Origin of the sequence: Fertoeibacter niger (assembly GCF_009380135.2) — a bacterium.
GTDB lineage: Bacteria > Pseudomonadota > Alphaproteobacteria > Rhodobacterales > Rhodobacteraceae > Fertoeibacter > Fertoeibacter niger.
On the sequence record NZ_WHUT02000011.1, the window covers coordinates 59,242 to 78,581 of the forward strand.

At 65.9% G+C, this 19,340-nt stretch carries 13 protein-coding genes; 2 read left to right on the plus strand and 11 right to left on the minus strand.

Annotation, left to right across the window (positions count from 1 at the left end):
* The first annotated feature begins 2 nt into the window (after window positions 1-2).
* A complete protein-coding gene (metG, locus tag GEU84_RS16705; protein WP_152828199.1) occupies window positions 3-1,721 on the plus strand; it encodes a methionine--tRNA ligase in 1,719 nt (572 codons plus the stop codon).
* A 20-nt stretch (window positions 1,722-1,741) separates the two neighbouring features.
* Here metG and GEU84_RS16710 read toward each other — a convergent pair whose 3' ends face one another.
* The 7 genes from GEU84_RS16710 to mgtE form a co-directional block, all read right to left on the minus strand.
* Complete coding sequence (locus tag GEU84_RS16710; protein ID WP_152828201.1) at window positions 1,742-4,270, minus strand: cation:proton antiporter; 2,529 nt, start codon at window positions 4,268-4,270, stop codon at window positions 1,742-1,744.
* A gap of 89 nt (window positions 4,271-4,359) precedes the next feature.
* Window positions 4,360-7,488 carry an efflux RND transporter permease subunit gene (locus tag GEU84_RS16715; protein WP_152828203.1) on the minus strand — a complete coding sequence of 1,043 codons (3,129 nt, stop codon included), beginning with the start codon at window positions 7,486-7,488 and terminating at the stop codon, window positions 4,360-4,362.
* A gap of 10 nt (window positions 7,489-7,498) precedes the next feature.
* Window positions 7,499-8,728, minus strand: coding sequence for an efflux RND transporter periplasmic adaptor subunit (locus GEU84_RS16720; protein WP_174539938.1), 1,230 nt, complete (start codon window positions 8,726-8,728; stop codon window positions 7,499-7,501).
* 262 nt (window positions 8,729-8,990) lie between these two features.
* Entirely contained in the window at window positions 8,991-10,973 is a 1,983-nt protein-coding gene (locus GEU84_RS16725) for an AsmA family protein (protein WP_152828205.1), read from the minus strand.
* A gap of 116 nt (window positions 10,974-11,089) precedes the next feature.
* The gene (locus GEU84_RS16730) at window positions 11,090-12,121 is read right to left on the minus strand and encodes a hydroxyacid dehydrogenase (protein WP_152828207.1); all 1,032 of its coding nucleotides are present in this window, start codon (window positions 12,119-12,121) and stop codon (window positions 11,090-11,092) included.
* A 179-nt stretch (window positions 12,122-12,300) separates the two neighbouring features.
* Complete coding sequence (locus GEU84_RS16735) at window positions 12,301-12,870, minus strand: 5-formyltetrahydrofolate cyclo-ligase (protein ID WP_174539939.1); 570 nt, start codon at window positions 12,868-12,870, stop codon at window positions 12,301-12,303.
* Complete coding sequence (gene mgtE / locus GEU84_RS16740) at window positions 12,867-14,252, minus strand: magnesium transporter (protein ID WP_152828211.1); 1,386 nt, start codon at window positions 14,250-14,252, stop codon at window positions 12,867-12,869. The genes GEU84_RS16735 and mgtE overlap by 4 nt, the downstream gene beginning before the upstream one ends.
* A gap of 126 nt (window positions 14,253-14,378) precedes the next feature.
* Here mgtE and guaD point away from each other — a divergent pair, with 126 nt between their 5' ends.
* Window positions 14,379-15,674, plus strand: coding sequence for a guanine deaminase (gene guaD / locus GEU84_RS16745; RefSeq protein WP_152828213.1), 1,296 nt, complete (start codon window positions 14,379-14,381; stop codon window positions 15,672-15,674).
* 117 nt (window positions 15,675-15,791) lie between these two features.
* On the opposite strand, the gene GEU84_RS16750 is transcribed toward guaD, so the two are convergent.
* From GEU84_RS16750 to GEU84_RS16765, 4 genes are all read right to left on the minus strand, one after another.
* Complete coding sequence (locus tag GEU84_RS16750) at window positions 15,792-16,118, minus strand: hypothetical protein (RefSeq protein WP_152828215.1); 327 nt, start codon at window positions 16,116-16,118, stop codon at window positions 15,792-15,794.
* A 110-nt stretch (window positions 16,119-16,228) separates the two neighbouring features.
* A complete protein-coding gene (locus GEU84_RS16755) occupies window positions 16,229-17,575 on the minus strand; it encodes an 8-oxoguanine deaminase (RefSeq protein ID WP_152828217.1) in 1,347 nt (448 codons plus the stop codon).
* A 313-nt stretch (window positions 17,576-17,888) separates the two neighbouring features.
* Window positions 17,889-18,680, minus strand: coding sequence for an inositol monophosphatase family protein (locus tag GEU84_RS16760; protein WP_152828218.1), 792 nt, complete (start codon window positions 18,678-18,680; stop codon window positions 17,889-17,891).
* Between the two features lie 89 nt (window positions 18,681-18,769).
* Complete coding sequence (locus GEU84_RS16765; protein ID WP_152828220.1) at window positions 18,770-19,132, minus strand: helix-turn-helix domain-containing protein; 363 nt, start codon at window positions 19,130-19,132, stop codon at window positions 18,770-18,772.
* Window positions 19,133-19,340 lie beyond the last annotated feature (208 nt).

The following is a 19,340-nucleotide window of genomic DNA, read 5'->3' on the forward strand; positions in this document are numbered from 1 at the left end:
CCATGGCACGGATTCTGATTACCTCCGCCATTCCCTACATCAACGGCATCAAGCATCTGGGCAATCTTGTGGGCAGCCAGTTGCCTGCCGATCTTTACGCCCGCTACTGCCGGGGCCGGGGGCATGAGGTGATGTTCCTTTGCGCCACCGACGAACACGGCACGCCGGCCGAGCTGGCCGCCGCCAAGGCAGGGCAACCGGTAGACCAGTTCTGCGCCGAGATGCACGCCGTGCAAAAGGGCATTGCCGAGGGGTTCCGCCTGTCCTTCGACCATTTCGGCCGGTCTTCCAGCCAGCGCAACCACCGGCTGACGCAGCATTTCGCGGGCGCGCTGGCGGCCAATGGGTTCATCGAGGAAGTCTCGGAAAAGCAGGTGTTTTCCGTCACCGACAACCGCTTTCTGCCCGACCGCTACATCACCGGCACCTGCCCGAACTGCGGCTACGAATCCGCGCGCGGCGACCAGTGCGAGAATTGCACCAAACAGCTTGACCCTACCGACCTGATCAACCCGCGCTCGGCCATTTCAGGCTCCACTGATCTGGAGGTGCGCGAAACCACGCATCTTTACCTGCGGCAGCGGTCCCTGCGTGACGAGATCGCCGCCTGGATCGACAGCAAGACCGACTGGCCGGTGCTGACCACCTCGATCGCGAAGAAATGGCTGAACGACGGCGACGGTTTGCAGGACCGGGGCATCACCCGTGACCTGTTCTGGGGCGTGCCGGTGAAAAAGGGCGACCAGCCCTGGCCGGGAATGGAAGGCAAGGTGTTCTACGTCTGGTTCGATGCGCCCATCGAATACATCGCTTGTGCTGCCGAATGGGCCGATGCCCATGGTCTGGGCGAGGCCGCGTGGGAACGCTGGTGGCGCACCGACAAGGGTGCCGATGACGTGCGCTATGTGCAGTTCATGGGCAAGGACAACGTGCCCTTTCACACCCTGTCTTTCCCCGCCACCATCATGGGCTCGCGCGAACCGTGGAAGCTGGTGGATTACATCAAGTCGTTCAACTACCTGAACTACGATGGCGGGCAGTTTTCCACGTCGCAGGGGCGTGGCGTGTTCATGGATCAGGCGCTGTCGATCCTGCCCGCCGATTACTGGCGCTGGTGGCTGCTGTCGCATGCGCCGGAAAACAGCGACAGCGAGTTTACATGGGAGAATTTCCAGACTTCGGTGAACAAGGATCTGGCGGATGTGCTGGGCAACCTTGTCAGCCGCGTCACGAAATTCGCCAAGTCCAAGCTGGGCGATACCGTGCCCGCCGGTGGCAGCATGGGCGCGCGCGAGGCGCAGCTGATGGCCGATCTGGCCACCGGGCTGGCGGCCTACGAGGCCTGTATGGAAGCGATGGAGGTGCGCAAGGCTGCGGCGGAACTGCGCGCGCTGTGGGTGCTGGGCAACGAATACCTGCAATCGGCGGCGCCATGGACCGTGGTGAAAACCGACCCCGATCAGGCCGCGGCGATGATCCGGCTGGCGCTGAACCTGATCCGGGTGTTTGCCGTGCTGTCCCGCCCGTTCATTCCCGATGCAGCGGCCGTGATGATGGCGGCCATGCGGTCGGATGACTGGTCCTGGCCGACCGATCTGGCGGCGGCGATGCAGGCCCTGCCCGCCGGCCACGGGTTCGACGTGCCGGAAAACCTGTTCCGCAAGATCACGGACGAGGAGCGCGCCGACTGGCAACAGCGATTTTCAGGCGTGCGGGCCTGACGGTCAGCCGCAACCGGCGGTCATTCCGCCGGTTGCGCAGCCGCCGACGGCAGCCCCATGTCTGACAGCACCAGCGTCACGCCCCGGCGTTTCGCGCTTTCCTCGACCGCCACACGCATGGCGGCGTTGCGGATCAACAGGCGCTTGAAACGCACCTCGTCCAGCGCCAGCAGCGTGCCGTGGGTGATGGCCGTGATCTGCGCGCGCCGGGTCTTGCGCATCAGGATGGCCAGTTGCCCGAACATCTCGCCCCGGCCCAGCAGCAGCTTCTGGCCCGCAACCTCTGATTCCACCGCGCCAGAGGCGATGAAGAACACGTTGCGCGGCACCTCGCCCCGGCGCAGCAGCACATCGCCGGGCTGCACATAAAGCGTGGTCAGGGCCTGCGCCAACTGGCGGCGCTGGCCTTCCTCCATATCCTCGAACAGCGGGAACTGGCGCACAAGCTCGGATTTCTGCACCGCAAGGTCCAACTTCGGCCGCCGGTCCACCCGGGCGCGTTCGGCTGCAATGCGCTGGCGCAGGGTGTGGTGCAGTTCCTCGCCGATCAGCCCGTCACCATAAAGCACTTCATATTCATGTTCCTCCAGACGCAGGGCGGTGCGGCGGATGAAGCGGCGCTCCATCTCATCGGAATAGCCGGGGTATTGCAGGCGCAACCCTTCGAGCGCGGTGTCGATCTCTTCCTCGCGGCGCTTCAGCAGCTCGTGCAGCAGGTCGGCCACCCGGCGGCCATGGATGCGGCGGATCTTGGTGTCGATATAGGCGTGCAGGTCGCGCAGGATCAGCGCCGTGGCCAGCAGCATCTCGAACCGGTCGGCGGTGGCTTGCCCCAGCGGGCCCGACAGCTTCAGCCTGTTGTGCATCAGCACCGCCAGCCGGTGCGTGCGACCATAGCCCATGGCCTGCCGCCCGGCCAGACGGTAGCCGCCCCGGCCCCCGGTGCGGGTGCGTTCAATCAGCCGGTCCACGTTGGACAGCATCTGCTCCACCAGCCGCCCGGAAATCAACTGGTCGCGGAACCCTTCCAGGATCATGTCGCGCTCGCGTCCCGCCAGTGCCACAAGGCCAAGGGTGATCCGGTCGCGGTCATGGATTTCCTCGGCGCTTTCGGCGCGGTTGACGGCCAGTTCCAGCCGCTCGCCAAAGCGTTTCGCCTCGGCGCGGATGATCTCGCGGTCAAGCTCGTGGTCGCGCACGGTTTCGGCCACCTCTTCACGCACATTCTGCAATGCGACGGCGATCACCTGGTTGGACAGCGCCAGATCCAGCGGGGCCAGCCGCGCAAGGCCCAGCCGCCGGATGATCCAGCGCAGGGTGGTGCCCTGTGCCAGAAGTGTGAACAGGGTGAACCCCGTGGCCAGAATGCCGATCTCACGCTTGATCTGCGGGGGCACCAGCGGGTTTTCCGTCACGGCCAGCGCCAGTGCCAGCGTCACCGCACCCCGCAGCCCGCCCCAGAGAATCGCCACCCGGTAGGGCGTTTCCACCCGCGGCGACAGGTTCGCCCGCGTCAGCAGCGGCAGCATGCCAAACAGCATCACCGCGCGCGAAGCGGTGGCAGCCAGGATCACCACCAGCACCAGAAACACATCCCACAACCGCGCGTCGCCCAGCAGACGCGGGATCAGCAGCGCGGCAAGGATAAAGATCAGCGAACCCGCCCAATGCGCCAGCAGATCCCACACATCCTTCAGGTAATTCCATGTGGCGGGGGAAAGCCGGGCAGGCCCGGTCAGGTTCAGCGTCAGCCCAGCCACAAGCACCGCGATGACGCCGGATGCGTTCAGCCCGCGTTCGGCCAGCATATAGGTCAGGAAGGGCATGGCAATGCTGATGGAAATCTGCGCCAGCGGATGCCCGGGCAGCAGCGTCATCGCGGCAAGGCCCACCCGGCCCATCACCCAACCCACCGCAAGCCCGCCAAGGATCAGCAGCGGAAAATCCACCAGCGCGTCGCGGAAGGTCGGGTTGGGCACCCCGGCCATCACGAAGGTCAGGAAAAACCCGAACAGCGCGATGGCCGCGGCATCGTTCAGAAGGGACTCGCCCTCGACAATCCGGCCCAGCCGCTGCGGGGCGGCGATGTTGCGGAAAATGCTGACCACCGCCGAAGGATCAGTCGTCGAAACAATGGCCCCCAGCAACAGGCAAGCCATAAGTGACATGCTGCTGAAGGGCTGCAAGGCCAGCCCGATGAACAGCGTGGCCATCAGCACCGCCACCACCGCCATCAACAGAATGGGCACCCAGTCATCCGCCATCCGGCGCAGGTTCAGCCCCAGCGCCACCTGAAACAGCAGCGTGGGCAGGAACACATACAGAAACACTGACGACCGGATCGGCAATGAAAGGATCGCCTGCACCCCGGGGTCGAACTGCTGGCTCAGACCGCTGGCCTGCAGATACAGCGCAGCCGACCCCAGAAGAGCCCCGACCAGCGCCAGCACAACGGAATACGGCAGGCGCAGGCGCGTTGCCAGCGGCTCACACAGTGCGATGACGATGAACAGGCTGGCAATGACGCCGACAAGCAGGATGACATTCATGGGTTTCTGATACGGCAGGACCGGGGCGCAGGAAAACCCGTGGCCGCACAATTCATTGTCATGCGTTGAAACAGCCTGTTACCCCGGCGTCATTCCGCCGGGATGCCCGGTCTTGCAGCCTCGTCCAGTTCGCGCGACAGGCGGGCCTCTTCCTCGGCCTTGGGTTTCGACAGGCCCGCCAGCAACAGATAGGCCACCGGCGTGATGTAAAGCGTGGACAGCGTGGCAAAGCCAAGCCCCCCCACGATCACATAGCCCAGCGCCTCGCGCGCCTCGGCCCCCGCGCCCACCGAGAATATCAGCGGCACACCGCCCAGCACGGTTGACAGCATGGTCATCATCACCGGACGCAAGCGGATGGTTGACGCCTCATAGATCGCGCGGCGCACGGAATGGCCCTGATCGCGCAGGCTGTTGGCAAATTCCACGATCAGGATGCCGTTCTTGGCCATGATCCCCACCATCAGCACCAGCCCGATCTGGCTGTAGACATTGATACTGCCCCCGGTCAGCAGCAAGGCGAAGATCGCACAGGCCAGCCCCAAGGGCACCGTGGCCATGACGATGATGGCCGACACGAAACTTTCAAACTGCGCAGCCAGCACCAGAAACACCACCAGAATGGCAAAGCCGAAGGTGATCATCAGGCCGGACGCCGTTTCATCCAGCGTGGCCGCCTCGGACAAGGGCACCACGCGGCTGTTTTCCGGCAGGATTTCGGCGGCAATGTCCTGCAACTGCGCATAGGCGTCGCCCAGTGCCATTTCGGGCGTCAGGCTGGCCGACACCTCGACCGCGCGCATCTGCGCCTCGCGGCCCAGATCGGGGGCCACGGCGCGTTCCTCCAGCGTCACGAAGGTGGACACCGGCACCATCTGCCCGTCGCCGCTTTGCACGAAGATGCGTTCCAGATCGCCGGGATCATTCACCGGGTCGTTGGTGGAAATCATCTGGATGTCATAGCTGGCATCGTCGATGAACACCGTGCCGATGGTGCGCCCGTCCAGCACGGCCTGCAACGCCTGCCCCAGCCCGTCGATGTCTATACCCAGATCAGACGCACGCTCACGGTCCACCTCGACGAAAAGCTGCGGCTGGGTGGTCTCATAATTGATCGACACGCGGCCAAAGGCGGGGTTTTCCTCCAGCCGGTCGGCGATGGCGCGGGCCTGCCCCGCCAGATCCTCATAGCTGGAGCCGGTGATGGCCACGCGCAGCCCCTGGCCCCCGCCCCGGATGCCCAGCGAATTGCCCTGCATCGCCGTGGCGCGCACGCCGATCACCTGCCCGATGGCGCGGTTGATATCGGTGACGATATCCTGCTGGCTGCGTTCCCGCTCGCCCCAGGGGGCCAGCGACATCACCACAAAACCGCTGTTGCCAGAACCGGTGCCCGCGATGGCAAAGATGTTCGTCACTTCGCCCGAGGTGCGGAACGGCTCCAGCAGCGCCTCGATCTCGCGCATCTTGCCCGCCGTGTAATCCAGCGACACGCCCTGCGGGGCCGATACCCGCACCATGGCCTGCGCGCGATCCTCGGCCGGTGTCACCTCTTGCCTTATGCCGCCCGCCACCAGCACGGCGGTGGCAGCGAACAGCACCGACACCAGCACCGCGATCAGCGGCGCGGCCAGCACCACCCGCAGGCTGGCCGCGTAAACCCGCGCCAGCCGGTTGCCCAGCCAGATCATCGGGCCGCGCGCGGTGCCCTCGGGCTTTGGCGGTTTCAGCAGGCGGCTGGCCATCACCGGGCACAATGTCAGCGCCACGACCGAGGACAGCAACACCGACATGGCCAGTGTGAACCCGAACTCGCGGAACAGCCCGCCGGTCTGCCCCGGCAGGAACGACAGCGGCACGAACACCGCCGCCAGCGTGGCCGTGGTGGTCACGACGGCAAAGAACACCTCCTGCGTGCCCAGCACCGCCGCCGCCCGCGCCCCCATGCCCTGCGACCGGCGGCGCACGATGTTTTCCAGAACCACGATGGCATCATCCACCACCAGCCCGGTGGCCAACAGCAGCGCCAGCAGCGTCAGGATATTGACCGAGAACCCCGCCAGATAGATCGCCGCCACCGTCCCGATCAGCGACACCGGCAGCGTCACCGTGGGGATCAGCGTGGCCCAGATGTCGCGCAGGAACACATAGATGATCGCCACCACGATGATGATGGCCAGCACCAGCGTCAGCACGACCTCGTGAATTGCGCCATTGATGAACACCGCATCATCGCTGGACACGAAAATGCTGACATCTTCGGGCAGGATGGTCTGCAATTGAGCCACCGCCTCGGTCACGGCGGCCGAGATTTCCAGCGTGTTGCTTTGCGCCTGCCGGATGATGCCCAGCCCCAGCCCGGTTTCGCCATTGGCGCGCAGCACGCTTTCTCCGGTTGCGGGCCCCAGCGTGACCGTGGCCACGTCGCCAAGGCTCACCCCGTCGCCGATCACCAGTTCCTCGAACCGTTCCGGCGTGTTGACCGTCGCGGTGGTGCGCACCACAAGGCTTTGGGTCGGCGCGTTCAGTGACCCCGCAGGCGCGTCGAACGACACATCGGCCAGCGCATCGCGCACATCGGCCAGTGTCAGGCCCCGGCTGGCCAGTTGCATCTGGTCCACATCGACGCGGAACACCTCGTCGCGGGTGCCATAGATTTGCAGATCGGCCACGCCCGGCACGGAAATCAGCCGCTCCTCGACCACATCCTGCACCAGCGTGGTCAGATCCTGCGCGCTGCGGGTGGCAGATGTGACAGAGATTCGCATCACCGCCTCGGCATTGGCATCGGCCTTGACCACGCGGGGGTCGTCAGCATCATCGGGCAACTGGTTGGAAATGCGTGAGATCGCGTCGGATATATCCGCCGCCGCCACGTTCAGGTCGGTGTTGTCGCCAAACTCCACCGTGACCCGGCTGCGGCCAAAGTTGGAGCGTGATGAAATGGCCTGCACCCCGGCCACCCGGCCAGCGGCACCCTCGATCCGGGCCGTGATCTCGCGGTCCACCGTTTCGGGCGAGGCGCCGGTGAAATTGGTGGTCACGGTGACAACGGGCCGGTCCACATCGGGCAGTTCGCGCACTTCGACGCCCAAGAGGCCCGCAAGGCCCGCAATCACCACCAGCGCATTCAGCACAAAGGCCAGGATCGGCCTGCGCACGAACAGCGCCGTGCCCGAAAGTTTCGCATCCTTGCCGGGTGTCGCGATAACGCTCATGTTCTGCCCCTCAGCCTTCGGTGGATACCGGCAGAACCGCCGGGGTAATCTGTTCCGGGTTTTCGGCCACACGGGGGGCCAGATCCATGCCGGGGCGCAGCGATTGCACGCCTTCGGTCACGACAAGATCGCCTTCGGCCAGTTCGCCCGCCACAAGCACGCTGTCGCTGTTGCGCTGCATGATCCGCACCGCCGCACGTTGCGCCTTGCCCTCGCGCACCACCCAGACGAACGACCCGTCGCTGTTCCACTGGATCGCCAGCGGGTCCACCGCCGGGAAGCTGTCACCGGCAAAGGACAGGGATATGTTGAAGGCCATGCCCGCGCGCAGCATGTCGTCGCTGTTTTCCAGCACGGCCTGCATCAGCAGCGTGCGGCTGGCCGGATCGACCCGGCTGTCGATGGCGCTGATCCGCCCGTCCAGCACCATCTGCGGGTTTGCCAGCGGGGTGGCGGTCAGCGCGCTGCCTTCGGTGATGCGGCCCACGAAACGCTCGGGCACGCGGAATTCCACCAGCACGCGTGACCGGTCGTCGATCTGGGCAAAGGCATTCTGCGGTGAGACCTGATCACCCGGTTCGGCTGACAGGATACCCACCCAGCCTGCAATGGGGGCAATGATCCGACGGCGTTCCAGCTCCAGCTCTGCCTCGCGCAGCGCCAGTGCGGCGGTTTGCAGCGTCAGCCGCGCGTCAGAGCGTTGCAGTTCGGTGACAGCGCCGGAATTGCCCAACGCCTCCAGCCGGTTCATCGCGGCTTCGGCATCGGCCAGTTGCAGTTGCGCGCGGTCGCGGGCGATGCGCTGCACCTCGTCGCGCAGCGTGGCCAGCACCACGCCCTGTTCGACATAGGCACCAGAGGTGACATTCACCGTGTCCAGCACTCCCGTTACCTCGGGCACCAGCGTGACGGAACGGTAGGGCTGGCCATCGCCGATGGCCGCGACCTGATCGTTCATCGCGCGCAATTCGGCAGGCCGGGCCATCACCGCCACGGGGCCTGCGGGCGGCCCACCCGGTCGGCCGCCGCCTGCACCTTGACCACCGCGCGGCGGCTGGCCCGCTACGGCCTGCCCGCCTGCGGTTGCACCCTCTTCTGCAGGGGCGGCGATCCCCAGCGCATCCAACACGCCATAGCGCGCCAGCAAGGGCAGCGCCGAAGGAATGTAGTTGATCCAGATCGCCAGTGCCCCGGCAAGGATGCCAAGCGCCAGCACGGTCTGCGTCATGATCTTCATCATGGGATCAAAATCCCTTTCCTGTCGGGCTGCGCGTTCATGCGTTGCGGAGGGTGGCAGAGGTTTGAAGCGGTCAATCGGAACTAGCCCATTCTGCCTGATTGCACAGGCCTGTCCAACCGGTCGGGTGAACAAACCTCAGTGACCGCGGCGCGGCACCGCACCAATAACGCTGCAAGTGCAAAGTTCCGTCGCGGCGGGCGGAAAGTGATCTGCTGGCGGACGGCAATCCATTGGCGAACGGCAATCTACTGGCAGTCCGGCTTCAGTTCCCGCCCAGCAGACGGCCCAGCGCATTCGCCGCCTCTTCCTCCAGCCGGCGTCTGGCGGCATCTTCCAGGCTTTCGCCCTCACCCGCCACGATGCCCAGCTCTTCCTGCGCCTTTTGCGCCAGCCTTGCCTTGGCCTCGGCCTCCAGTTCCTTGGCCTTGGCGCGGGCCTGTGCCTCCAGCTTGGCCCTTTCCTCGGCCAGCTGCTCGTCCAGAATGGATTGCAGATCCAGTTTGAAGCGGGGCGCGGCCCAGCTGCCACTGATCAGCACCGGCACTTTCACACCGCCGCTGCCATCCGCACCGGCCAGCGCGGTAGGCACGATGCGGTAATCCAGCGTCTGTGCGCCGATGCCCACGCGGCCCGATCCGGTGGCTGTCAGCAGGGGGGCGGCAAAGACCAGATCGTCATTGGCCAGCACGCCGTCTTTCAGGGTGAAGCTGGCGGTGATGCGATCAAAGATGGTGCTGGCCCCCTCACCCACATAGCCCGCATCCAGCGTGCGCAGCATGCCCACCAGATCCAGCCCCCGGATCTCGCCCTTGCCGAACGACAGGCTGCCCCCGCCCGACAGGCTGTTCATGATCGCATCCATGCTGTTGCCGACGCCCAGGAATTTCACCCGCAGGTCGCCCGCCCCGATCAGCCGGTCATAGCCCGCCATATCGGCCAGCAGGGGCTGCATGGCCAGCCCCGCCACCGCCAGATCGCCTCCCACCGACAGGCCGCCCCGCCCGTTGGCCACCAGTTGCCCGCTGACCGTGCCGCCATAGGCCGCAATCTCGCGCAGATCGAACACGGCGCGGGCGCGGTCTACCGTCGCCAGAATGCGGCTGCGGCCCAGTTGGGCCACGCCCAGATCAACGCTGTCGGCACTCAGCGCCACGGCGGCATCCATGGTGCCCAGCGCGCTGGCGTCGATGGGGTCGCGCGACCAGCCGGTGTTGCTGGCATCCCCGCCACCTGATCCGCCCGCACCCATGGCCGAAAGATCCAGCGCCCCGGCGGCAATCTGCGCGCTCAGCTTGGGCCTCTCGCCCGCCGTGGTCAGATCGGCGTCGCCGGTCAGCCGGTTGCCGTCAAGGCTCACCGTGCCACCGCGCAGATGCACCGAGCCTGCGGCCGTCAGCGTCACGTCGCCCTCCACCGCCACATTATCGCGCCCCAGACCCAGCGGCAGGCCGGGGGGCGCCTGCCCCGCCAGTGCCATCACCGCCGCCAGATCGCCCAAGGCCGCATCCACCCGGCCTTCGGCAGCCATCGGGGCGGTGCCAAACCGCCCGGCAAAGCTGACAGTCGCCCCACCCGTGCCAAGGTTCAGATCAACCGGCACAACCCGGCCTTCAAGAAACGGAGCAAAGGCACCGATCCGCCCGGCGGCGGTAAAGGCCTGTCCGTTCATCACCGCCGCCAGTGTCACATCCGCAGGCCCGTCAAAGGCCGGTATCGCCGCCTCGACCGCCAGCGCCGTCAGGGTGACGCGGCTGCCCGCCGCATGATCGATATAGGTGACGGTGCCATCGGTGATCACGCCCCGGTCAAGGGTAAAGGGTGTGCCTGCCCCCGGTGTCTGTGCTGCCTCGGCGGCCTCTGCCGTGGGCAATTCCCAGTTGCCCAGACCATCCGCGCCCATTTCCAGCAGGATCTGCGGGCTTTCCGCCTCGATGCGGGTGATCTTCACCTCGCCCGCGATCAGCGCCGCCATGTCGATGCCGATCGTCAGCGCGCGGGCTTGCAGCATCGGGCCTTCATCCGACCAATCCGCGTTGGCGATGGTCACGGGCCCGGTCTTAACCCCCAGTTGCGGCCAGAACGACGGGCTGACCCCACCTTCCAGCGTCAGCGCGCGGCCTGTGGTTTTCTGGAACTGGTCGGCGGCCAGCACGGCCACCCTTTCACCGGGGATCAGCAAGACCCCCACGACCACAAGGGCCAACAGCCCGAACACGACCCCGATCAGGCGAAAGATCCAGCGCATCAGGCCCCCCCTGCGTTTGCAAACGCAGCGTAACCCGCCGCGCCCCGTTGCGGCAAGCGCGGCGCGGGCCGGTTGCGCATCAACCCGCCGAACGTGTTACAACCCCGCGTGAGCGGTCAGTTCGCCACCACCGGGCGCGACCGCATGCGCGCCACCGTCTCACGCTCGGCCCGTTTGCAGACCTGCGGCGGCAGGCCACGGTCGATCAGGGCCATATCCTCCAGCACCATGTCGCCCATCCGGGTGAAGGCCACATCCAGCGCACCTGCCCGGTGCGCCGACAGCAGGAACCCCGGCAAGCTGCGCACCGGATGATCCGCCGCCAGCGGTTCCTCGGGGAAGACATCGCTGGCGGCATTGATATGGCCCGATGCCACCGCCGCCATCAGCGCCGGGAAATCCACCACATCGGCGCGGCTGAGCAGGATGAAACTGGCCCCCGGTTTCATCGCGGCAAAGGACTCGGCCCCCAGAAACGCCCGGTTTTCCGATGTGACAGCGGCGGTGACGAACACCACATCGCTGTTGGCCAGAACCTCGGCCAGCGTGGCGGGCGTGGCGGCCTGCGCCCGGATTTGCGAGGGCGCAAGCCACGGGTCGAATACCCTAAGCTGTGGCTGGAACCCCGCCAGCACCCGCGCCAACGCCCGGCCCAGATCGCCAAGCCCGATGATGCCGATCGCCGCCCCGGTCAGCAGCCGCGCACCCGCATTGCCCGCCCCGCCCCATTTCTCGCGCCCTGCACGGAAATCGGCATCGGCGGTGTGGATGCCCCGCGCCAGCGCCAGCGCGAAACCAAGGCCGATTTCCGCGACCGGCTGGGCAAAGACCGCGCCGGTGGTGACAACATGGATGCCGCGCGCAAAGGCCGCGTCATAGGGCATGTTGTTCAGCAGGTTCGATTCCACGTTGAAGATGCAGCGCAAGGATTCCAGCCGCGCCAGTGTCGCCTCGTCCAGCGGCGGCTGGCCAATGATGTGGCGCACCTCGGCCAGGGTGCCATCGGGCAGGCCCGGCAATGCGGCATCCGTGGTCTCGACGATGTGGTAACGGTCGTGCAGCACGGCCCGGGCGGCGGGCGCAAAGATCAGATCCAGACTGCGCGGCAAGGGGCAGGACAGGACAAGCGGGCGGGTGTCTGCGGGCATGGCGATCCTTCGGGCGGCGGATGACGCCCGAGCCTAGGCGGGCGGGCACGACCGCGGCAAGCCCCTTGTGACCTGCGCGCAAGGCAGGATCCTGCTGGTCGGGCTGCCGCAGGGGCCTTGACCGGCATAGGGAAGCTGTGCGTTCGCGGCTGGCTGGCGTGACCCGCCGCGCCCGCTCGTCACATGGCCGGGGGCGGCCGCAATAGCCGCACGGGGCCGCCTTCGGTCAGCACAGCGTCAAGCCGCTGGTCGGTCGCGTCAATCGGCACTTCGGCCACCTCTTGCGCGGCAAAGGCAAAGCCCACCGCCACCACATCATGCCGGGCGCGCAGCCCTTGCAACGTGCGGTCATAGAACCCGCCGCCGTAGCCCAGCCGGAACCCCCGCGCATCAAAGGCCAGCAGCGGCACGATCAGCACCGCAGGCTCCAGCCAGGCACCCTCGGCCGGGATCAGCGCGCCGAACTCGCCTGGCACCAGCGCACAGCCCGGCGTCCATTCCCGAAACCGCAGCGGCTGGGCCGCGCCCATGATCACCGGCACGCAGACCGGTCCGTCATGCGCGGCCATCGCGGGCAGCGGATCAATCTCGGTCCGCATCGGCATGTAGCCCGCCAGCACCTTGCCCGCATGGGGGCTGAGGGCATCGGCCAGCAATTCCGCCGCTTGCCCCTGCCCCGCCGCAAAAGCCGCCTTGCGGGTGGCAAAGGCGGTCTTGCGGGCGGCGGCCTTCACCTCGGCCATGGTCACAGCAGCACCAGCGTGGCAAGGCCCAGAAAGGCGAAAAACCCGATTACATCGGTCAGCGTGGTCACGAATGTGCCCGAGGCCAGCGCCGGATCGAAGCGCAGTTTGTTCAGCAACAGCGGCACCAGAATGCCCCCCAGCGCCGCGACCAGCAGGTTGATGACCAGCGCCGATGCCAGCACCAAACCAAGGCCCGCCGATCCATAGCCCAGCCAGCCGATCAGCCCCATGATCACCGCAAAGGCCGCGCCGTTGATCAGCCCCACCGCCGCCTCGCGCCGCACCACCCGGGGCGCGTTGGCCGATGTCAGATCCTTGGTTGCCAGCGCGCGCACCGCCACGGTCAGGCTTTGCGTGCCCGCATTGCCGCCCATCGAGGCGACAATCGGCATCAGCGCGGCAAGCGCCACGATCACCGAAATCGTCGCCTCGAACTGCGCGATGACCAGCGCGGCCATGTTGGCCGTCAGCAGGTTGACGAACAGCCATGGAAACCGCTGCTTCACGGTTTCCAGAATGCCGTCGGAAATGGCGCTTTCATCACCCACGCCGGCCAGTCGCAGAATGTCTTCCTCATGCTCCTCGTCCAGCACGTTCATCGCGTCGTCGATGGTGATGACGCCCACCAGCCTGTCGGTCGCATCGACCACCGGGCAGGAAATCAGGTGATACTGGTTGAAGATATAGGCCACATCAGCCTCGGGATCCGTCGCCTTGATGGTGCGGAAACTGTCTTCGGCGATGTCGCGCAGCGCCGTAGCACGCGGCGATGACAGCATGCGCCCCAGCGTCACATAGCCCTGCGGTTTCATCCGGGGGTCAACCAGAATCACATGGTAGAACTGGTCGGGCAGATGTTCGGCCTTGCGCAGGAAATCTATCGCCTCGCCCACCGTCCAGTGCAGGGGGGCCACCACCACCTCGCGCTGCATAAGTCGGCCTGCGGAATATTCCGGATAGGCCATCGCCTGTTCGACCGCCACCCGGTCGGCGCTTTCCAGCGCGCCCAGGATGATGGCCTGCTGCGGTTCGTCCAGATCCTCCAGAATGTCCACCACATCGTCGGTGTCCAGTTCGCGCACCGCGTCGGTCAGCACATGGCGCGGCAGGAATTCGATCACCTCCTCGCGGATGGCATCGCTGATTTCCGACAGGATTTCGCCGTCGATCTCGCCCGACCACAGGCCCAGCAGGTCACGCCGCTCGGCCGGGCCGATCTGCTCCAGCAGGTCGGCGATGTCGGCGGCATGCAGCGGCTCCAGAAAGCCGGACAAGGCGGCGGTATCGCGCGACTCCACCGCATCAAGGATGGCATCGACCAGAGCTGCCGTCAGGCCCTGAAAATCACCGTCGCGGCCCTGCGGCCCTGCCTCGTTTTCCGCCATGCCGCCTCCGTTTTCATTAGGTGGACCTTACCGGAAGGTGTTTCAAAGAAACAGGGCCAAGCGGCAAATTTACCCAAGGGGCAAAAGGCCCTAGGCTGGCGAGCGGAAATGGGAATAGGGGGCGTCATGGCCGATCTGGTGCTGGGGCAGGTGATTTCCTTCACCGCCGATCCGTTTGAGGTTGAGGGTGCGGCACGGGTGGAAAGCCACGGCGGCGTGCTGATCGACGCCGGGCGCATCGTGGCGGTGGGCGATGGCGCGGCCCTGCGCGCGGCCAACCCACAGGCGCGGGTAACGGATTACGACCGGGCGCTGATCTCGGCCGGGTTTGTCGATGCCCATGTGCATTACCCGCAGACGGCAATCATCGCATCCTGGGGCAAGCGGCTGATCGACTGGCTGAACAGCTATACCTTCCCCGAAGAGATGCGGTTTGCCGATCCGACCTATGCCGCCGAGGTGGCGGGGCGCTATTTCGACCTGACGCTGGCCAATGGCACCACCACGGTATGCTCTTACGCCACGATCCACCCCGAAAGCGTGGATGCGTTCTTTGACGCAGCACAGGCACGCGGGCTGCGCGCCTATGCAGGCAAGACCTGCATGGACCGCAACGCACCCGACGGGCTGCGCGACACGGTGCAATCGGCCTATGACGACAGCAAGCGCCTGCTGCAAAAGTGGCATGGGGTGGACCGGCTGAATTATGTGATCACGCCGCGATTTTCGCCGACTTCCACGCCCGAACAACTGGCGGCGATGGGGGCCTTGTGGCGCGAACATCCAGATTGCCTGATGCAGACACATCTTTCGGAACAACTGGATGAGATCGAGTGGGTGAAGGGCCTGTTCCCGCAGTCGCGCGATTATCTGGACACCTATGAATCGCAAGGCCTGCTGCGCGAGGGCGCGGTCTACGGCCATGCCATCCACCTGACAGAACGTGAGCGTGACCGGCTGACCGAGGCGGGGGCCAGTCTGGTGCATTGCCCCACGTCAAACACCTTCATCGGGTCGGGCCTGTTCGATCTGGCGGGGCTGAAGGCGCGGGGCCTGCGCATCGGGCTGGCAACCGATACCGGCGGCGGGTCGTCGTTTTCGATGCTGCGCACCATGGCGGCGGCCTATGAGATCGGCCAGCTGCGCGGCACCCCGCTGCACCCGTCGCAATTGTGGTGGCTGGCCACCGTGGGCTCGGCGCAGGCGCTGCATGCCGAACGCCACATCGGCAACATCGCCCCGGGGATGGAGGCCGATCTGGTGGTGATCGACCTCGCATCCACCCCCGCCATCACGCAGGCCACGCAGCGGGCCGGGGATTTGTGGCAGGCGCTGTTCCCCACGATCATGATGGGCGATGACCGGGCGATACGAGCGGTATGGGTGGGCGGCCGGCCTGTCACCGGCAACGCGGCGTCCTGAGCAAGCCGGGCCGTCGCTAACCCCGTCCGGTGCGCGCAGGGCGGGTGAATGGCCGCAGACAATACTGTTGCGCCGGCACCCGGTGGATGCCAGCCTGCGCTGACAACCCTGCGGTGGTCACTCCTCGGTCGTCATTTCCCAGCCGTCGGGGAAGAATTCGGCATCCAGCACCGCTTCGGTGGCGATCTTTTCCTGTTCCCAGATGCTGTCCGGCGTCACGGGAATCGGGCCGATGCTGGCCACGATCAGGCCTTCCTCTTCATCCCGTTCGGTCTTGAAGCCCTTGGCTTTCAACGCCTTTTCTACAGCGGCCCAGTCGGGGTCGATGTTTTCGGCGTAGAACTGGTAATAGACCACCGCCGATTTCGGCAGGCTTACCTCACCTGCCATTTCCGCGAAGGTCTCGAATGTCTCGGCGCGTTGCGCTTTCCAGTCATGTGACATGATGCCCCCTGTGTTCCATCAAAGCCGCAGCGGGTCGTGCGCCACGCCCCCCTTCTGTTGCCCGAAACCCGGGGCACGGCGCAAGGGCCAAAGCGCCCAGGGGCGACACCTCAGCCCATCAGCGCCCGCGCCAGCAGGTTCTGCCGTTCGACCACGGCGGGCAGGTCTATCGTCACCATCTGCCCACCCTCGACCACCATGCGGCCTTCGACGATCAGGTCGCGCACCCGGGTCGGCCCCGCCAGCAGCAGCGCCGCCGGATCCCATGACCCCGCCGATTCCACGCCCGACACATCCCAGATCGCGATATCGGCCCGCATGCCAACCGCCAGCGCCCCGCAATCATCGCGCCCCAACACTTGCGCGCCGCCCAGCGTGGCAATCTCCAGCGCCTCGCGCGCGCTCATCGCATCGGCCCCCCGGCTGACGCGCTGCAACAGCATCGCCTGCCGCGCCTCGGCCACCAGATTGCCCGCGTCATTGCTGGCCGATCCGTCCACCCCCAGCCCCACCTTCACGCCCGCATCGCGCATGGCCCGCACCGGTGCGATGCCCGACCCCAGCCGGCAGTTGGAACAGGGGCAATGCGCCACCCCGGTGCCGGAACGCGCGAACAGGCTCATCTCGCCCGCATCCAGCTTCACGCAATGCGCGTGCCAGACATCGGGGCCGGTCCAGCCCAGATCCTCGGCATATTGCCCTGGGCGGCAGCCGAATTTTTCCATGGAATAGGCGATATCCTCGTCATTTTCGGCCAGATGGGTGTGCAGCATCACGCGCTTGTCACGCGCCAGCAAGGCCGCCTCGCGCATCAGATCACGGCTGACGGAAAACGGCGAACAGGGGGCCAGCCCGACACGGCACATCGCCCCGGAGTTCGGGTTGTGAAAGGAATCCACCACACGGATGCAATCCTCAAGGATGGAATGTTCGGATTCGACAAGGCTGTCGGGCGGCAACCCGCCTGCACTTTCACCGATGCTCATCGCGCCGCGCGTAGGGTGAAACCGCAGGCCCACCTCTTGCGCCGCTGCGATCGTGTCATCCAGCCGCGCACCGTTGGGGTATAGATACAGATGGTCCGAGGTCAGCGTGCAGCCCGACAGCGCCAGTTCCGCAAGCCCAACCTGCGCCGAGGTGAACACTTCCTCCGGGCCAAAGCGCGCCCAGATCGGATACAGCGTTTTCAGCCAGCCGAAGAGCAGCGCATCCTGCCCACCCGGCACAGCCCGCGTCAGGGTCTGGTAAAGATGGTGATGTGTGTTGACCAGACCGGGGGTGACGACGCAGCCCCGCGCCTCGATCACCCGCGCGGGACCGCGCCCGGCGGGCTCCAGCCCCTGCCCCACCGCCACGATCACACCGTCGCGGATCAGCACATCGCCGCCCGCAATTTCGCGCCGCGTGGCATCCATCGTCACAAGGGCATCGGCCCCCCGGATCAGAATTTCTGACATGACATTCCCGTCTTTCCGCCCCTTCGGTGAACGGGATCGCACGGCGACAGAAGGGGATGAAGGACTCGGCGCGCGGGAACAGGTCTAGCGGCAGAGCCGGGTTGCTGGCAAGTCCGGCTTTCGTGTTGGCACCAGCCCCGACAGGTCTGCATATCCGTCAATGTCGGAGGCCTCCGGCGGGGATATTTTTGGACAGAAAATGCGTATGGGATTGATCCCGCCGGAGGCTGGAAGCCCCGGCGAGCGCCACAGGTGCCAATCAGGCAGGGGCCGCGCGGCGCAGGTTACAGCACCGGCAAAAAGCCGCTTGCTGTCAGGCGTTCAGCAGGGCCAGCGCCTGGGCATGCACCTGCGCATTTGCAGCGGCGATCACCTGGCCACCCTCGGGGCAGGGATTGCCTTGCCAGTCGGTCACGATGCCGCCCGCCGCCGTGATCACCGCAATGGGTGCCTGAATGTCATAGGCCTGAAGGCCCGCCTCGATCACCAGATCCACCTGCCCCGCCGCGACCAGGGCATAGCCGTAGCAATCCATGCCATAGCGCACCAGCCGCGCCGCGCCGGCCACGCGGCGGAAGGCGGCGCCTTCGGCGGCTGTGCCGACTTCGGGAAAGGTGCTGAGAAGGATCGCCTCGGCCAGGGGCCGGGGCGGGCGGCAGCGCAACGCGCCCGATCCATGCGGACCAGATATCGCCGCCCTGCCAAAGCCGCCTGCAAAGCGTTCACCGATATAGGGCTGGTCGATCAGGCCATAGACCGGCCCAGTCGCATCGCGGACCGAGATCAGCACACCCCAGGTGGGTGTGCCCGCCAGATAACCCCTTGTGCCGTCGATCGGATCAAGCACCCAGGTCAGGCCCGATGTGCCCGCCTGCGCGCCATATTCCTCGCCCAGAATGCCATCCTGCGGGCGGCGGCTGGCCAGAATGGCGCGCATCCGTTCCTCGGCCAACCGGTCGGCCACCGTCACCGGGTCGAACCGGTCGGCCTCCTTGTTGTCCGCGGTCAGCCCCGGGCTGCGGAAATGCAGCAGCGTCGCCACCCGTGCCGCATCGGCCAGTTCCGCCGCCGTGGCGATGATGTCGTCGGCCTCTTGCGCGTTCATCTGACGTCTCCGCCTTGCCTGCCCGGAGCGTGTTGCCCCGTGTGCCCGCGTTATTCGCTGGACAATGGCAGGTCAAGCGGGGCGTTCGGCTAGGCCGCGTCGCTGAGCACCCGGGCCAGATCGAACAGGCGACGGCGCTGCGCCTCGGGGATCGCGTAATACGAGCGCACCAGTTCCAGCGCCTCTTTATCCGCCATCATGTCGCCTTCGACAGCACGCGGGGCCTCATCTGCACCTTCCAGACCTTCGAAGAAAAAGCTGATCGCCACACCCAGCGCCTCGGCCACATCCCACAGCCGCGAGGCGCTGACCCGGTTCATCCCGGTCTCATATTTCTGAATTTGCTGGAATTTGATGCCAACGCGATCAGCCAGCTGTTGTTGGGTCATGCCCACCATCCAGCGCCGATGGCGAATGCGTTTGCCCACATGGGCGTCTACGGGATGTTTCATTCCAGTCTCCGGTTTCATTTTGCGTTCCCCTGCCTTTCTATAAGCAAGTTTCGTGCCAAACCGTGCCAGTGGCCGCATATGTCAGGAATATCGCCTTCGGACCCGGCGACCTGTCTTTTTAGATATGTCCAATTATACAAGTGGAGAAGAGTTTGGGGCGAGTCGGTGTCATTCGCGTGTCAGGCGCGCAGAATTTCGTGAACTCTCC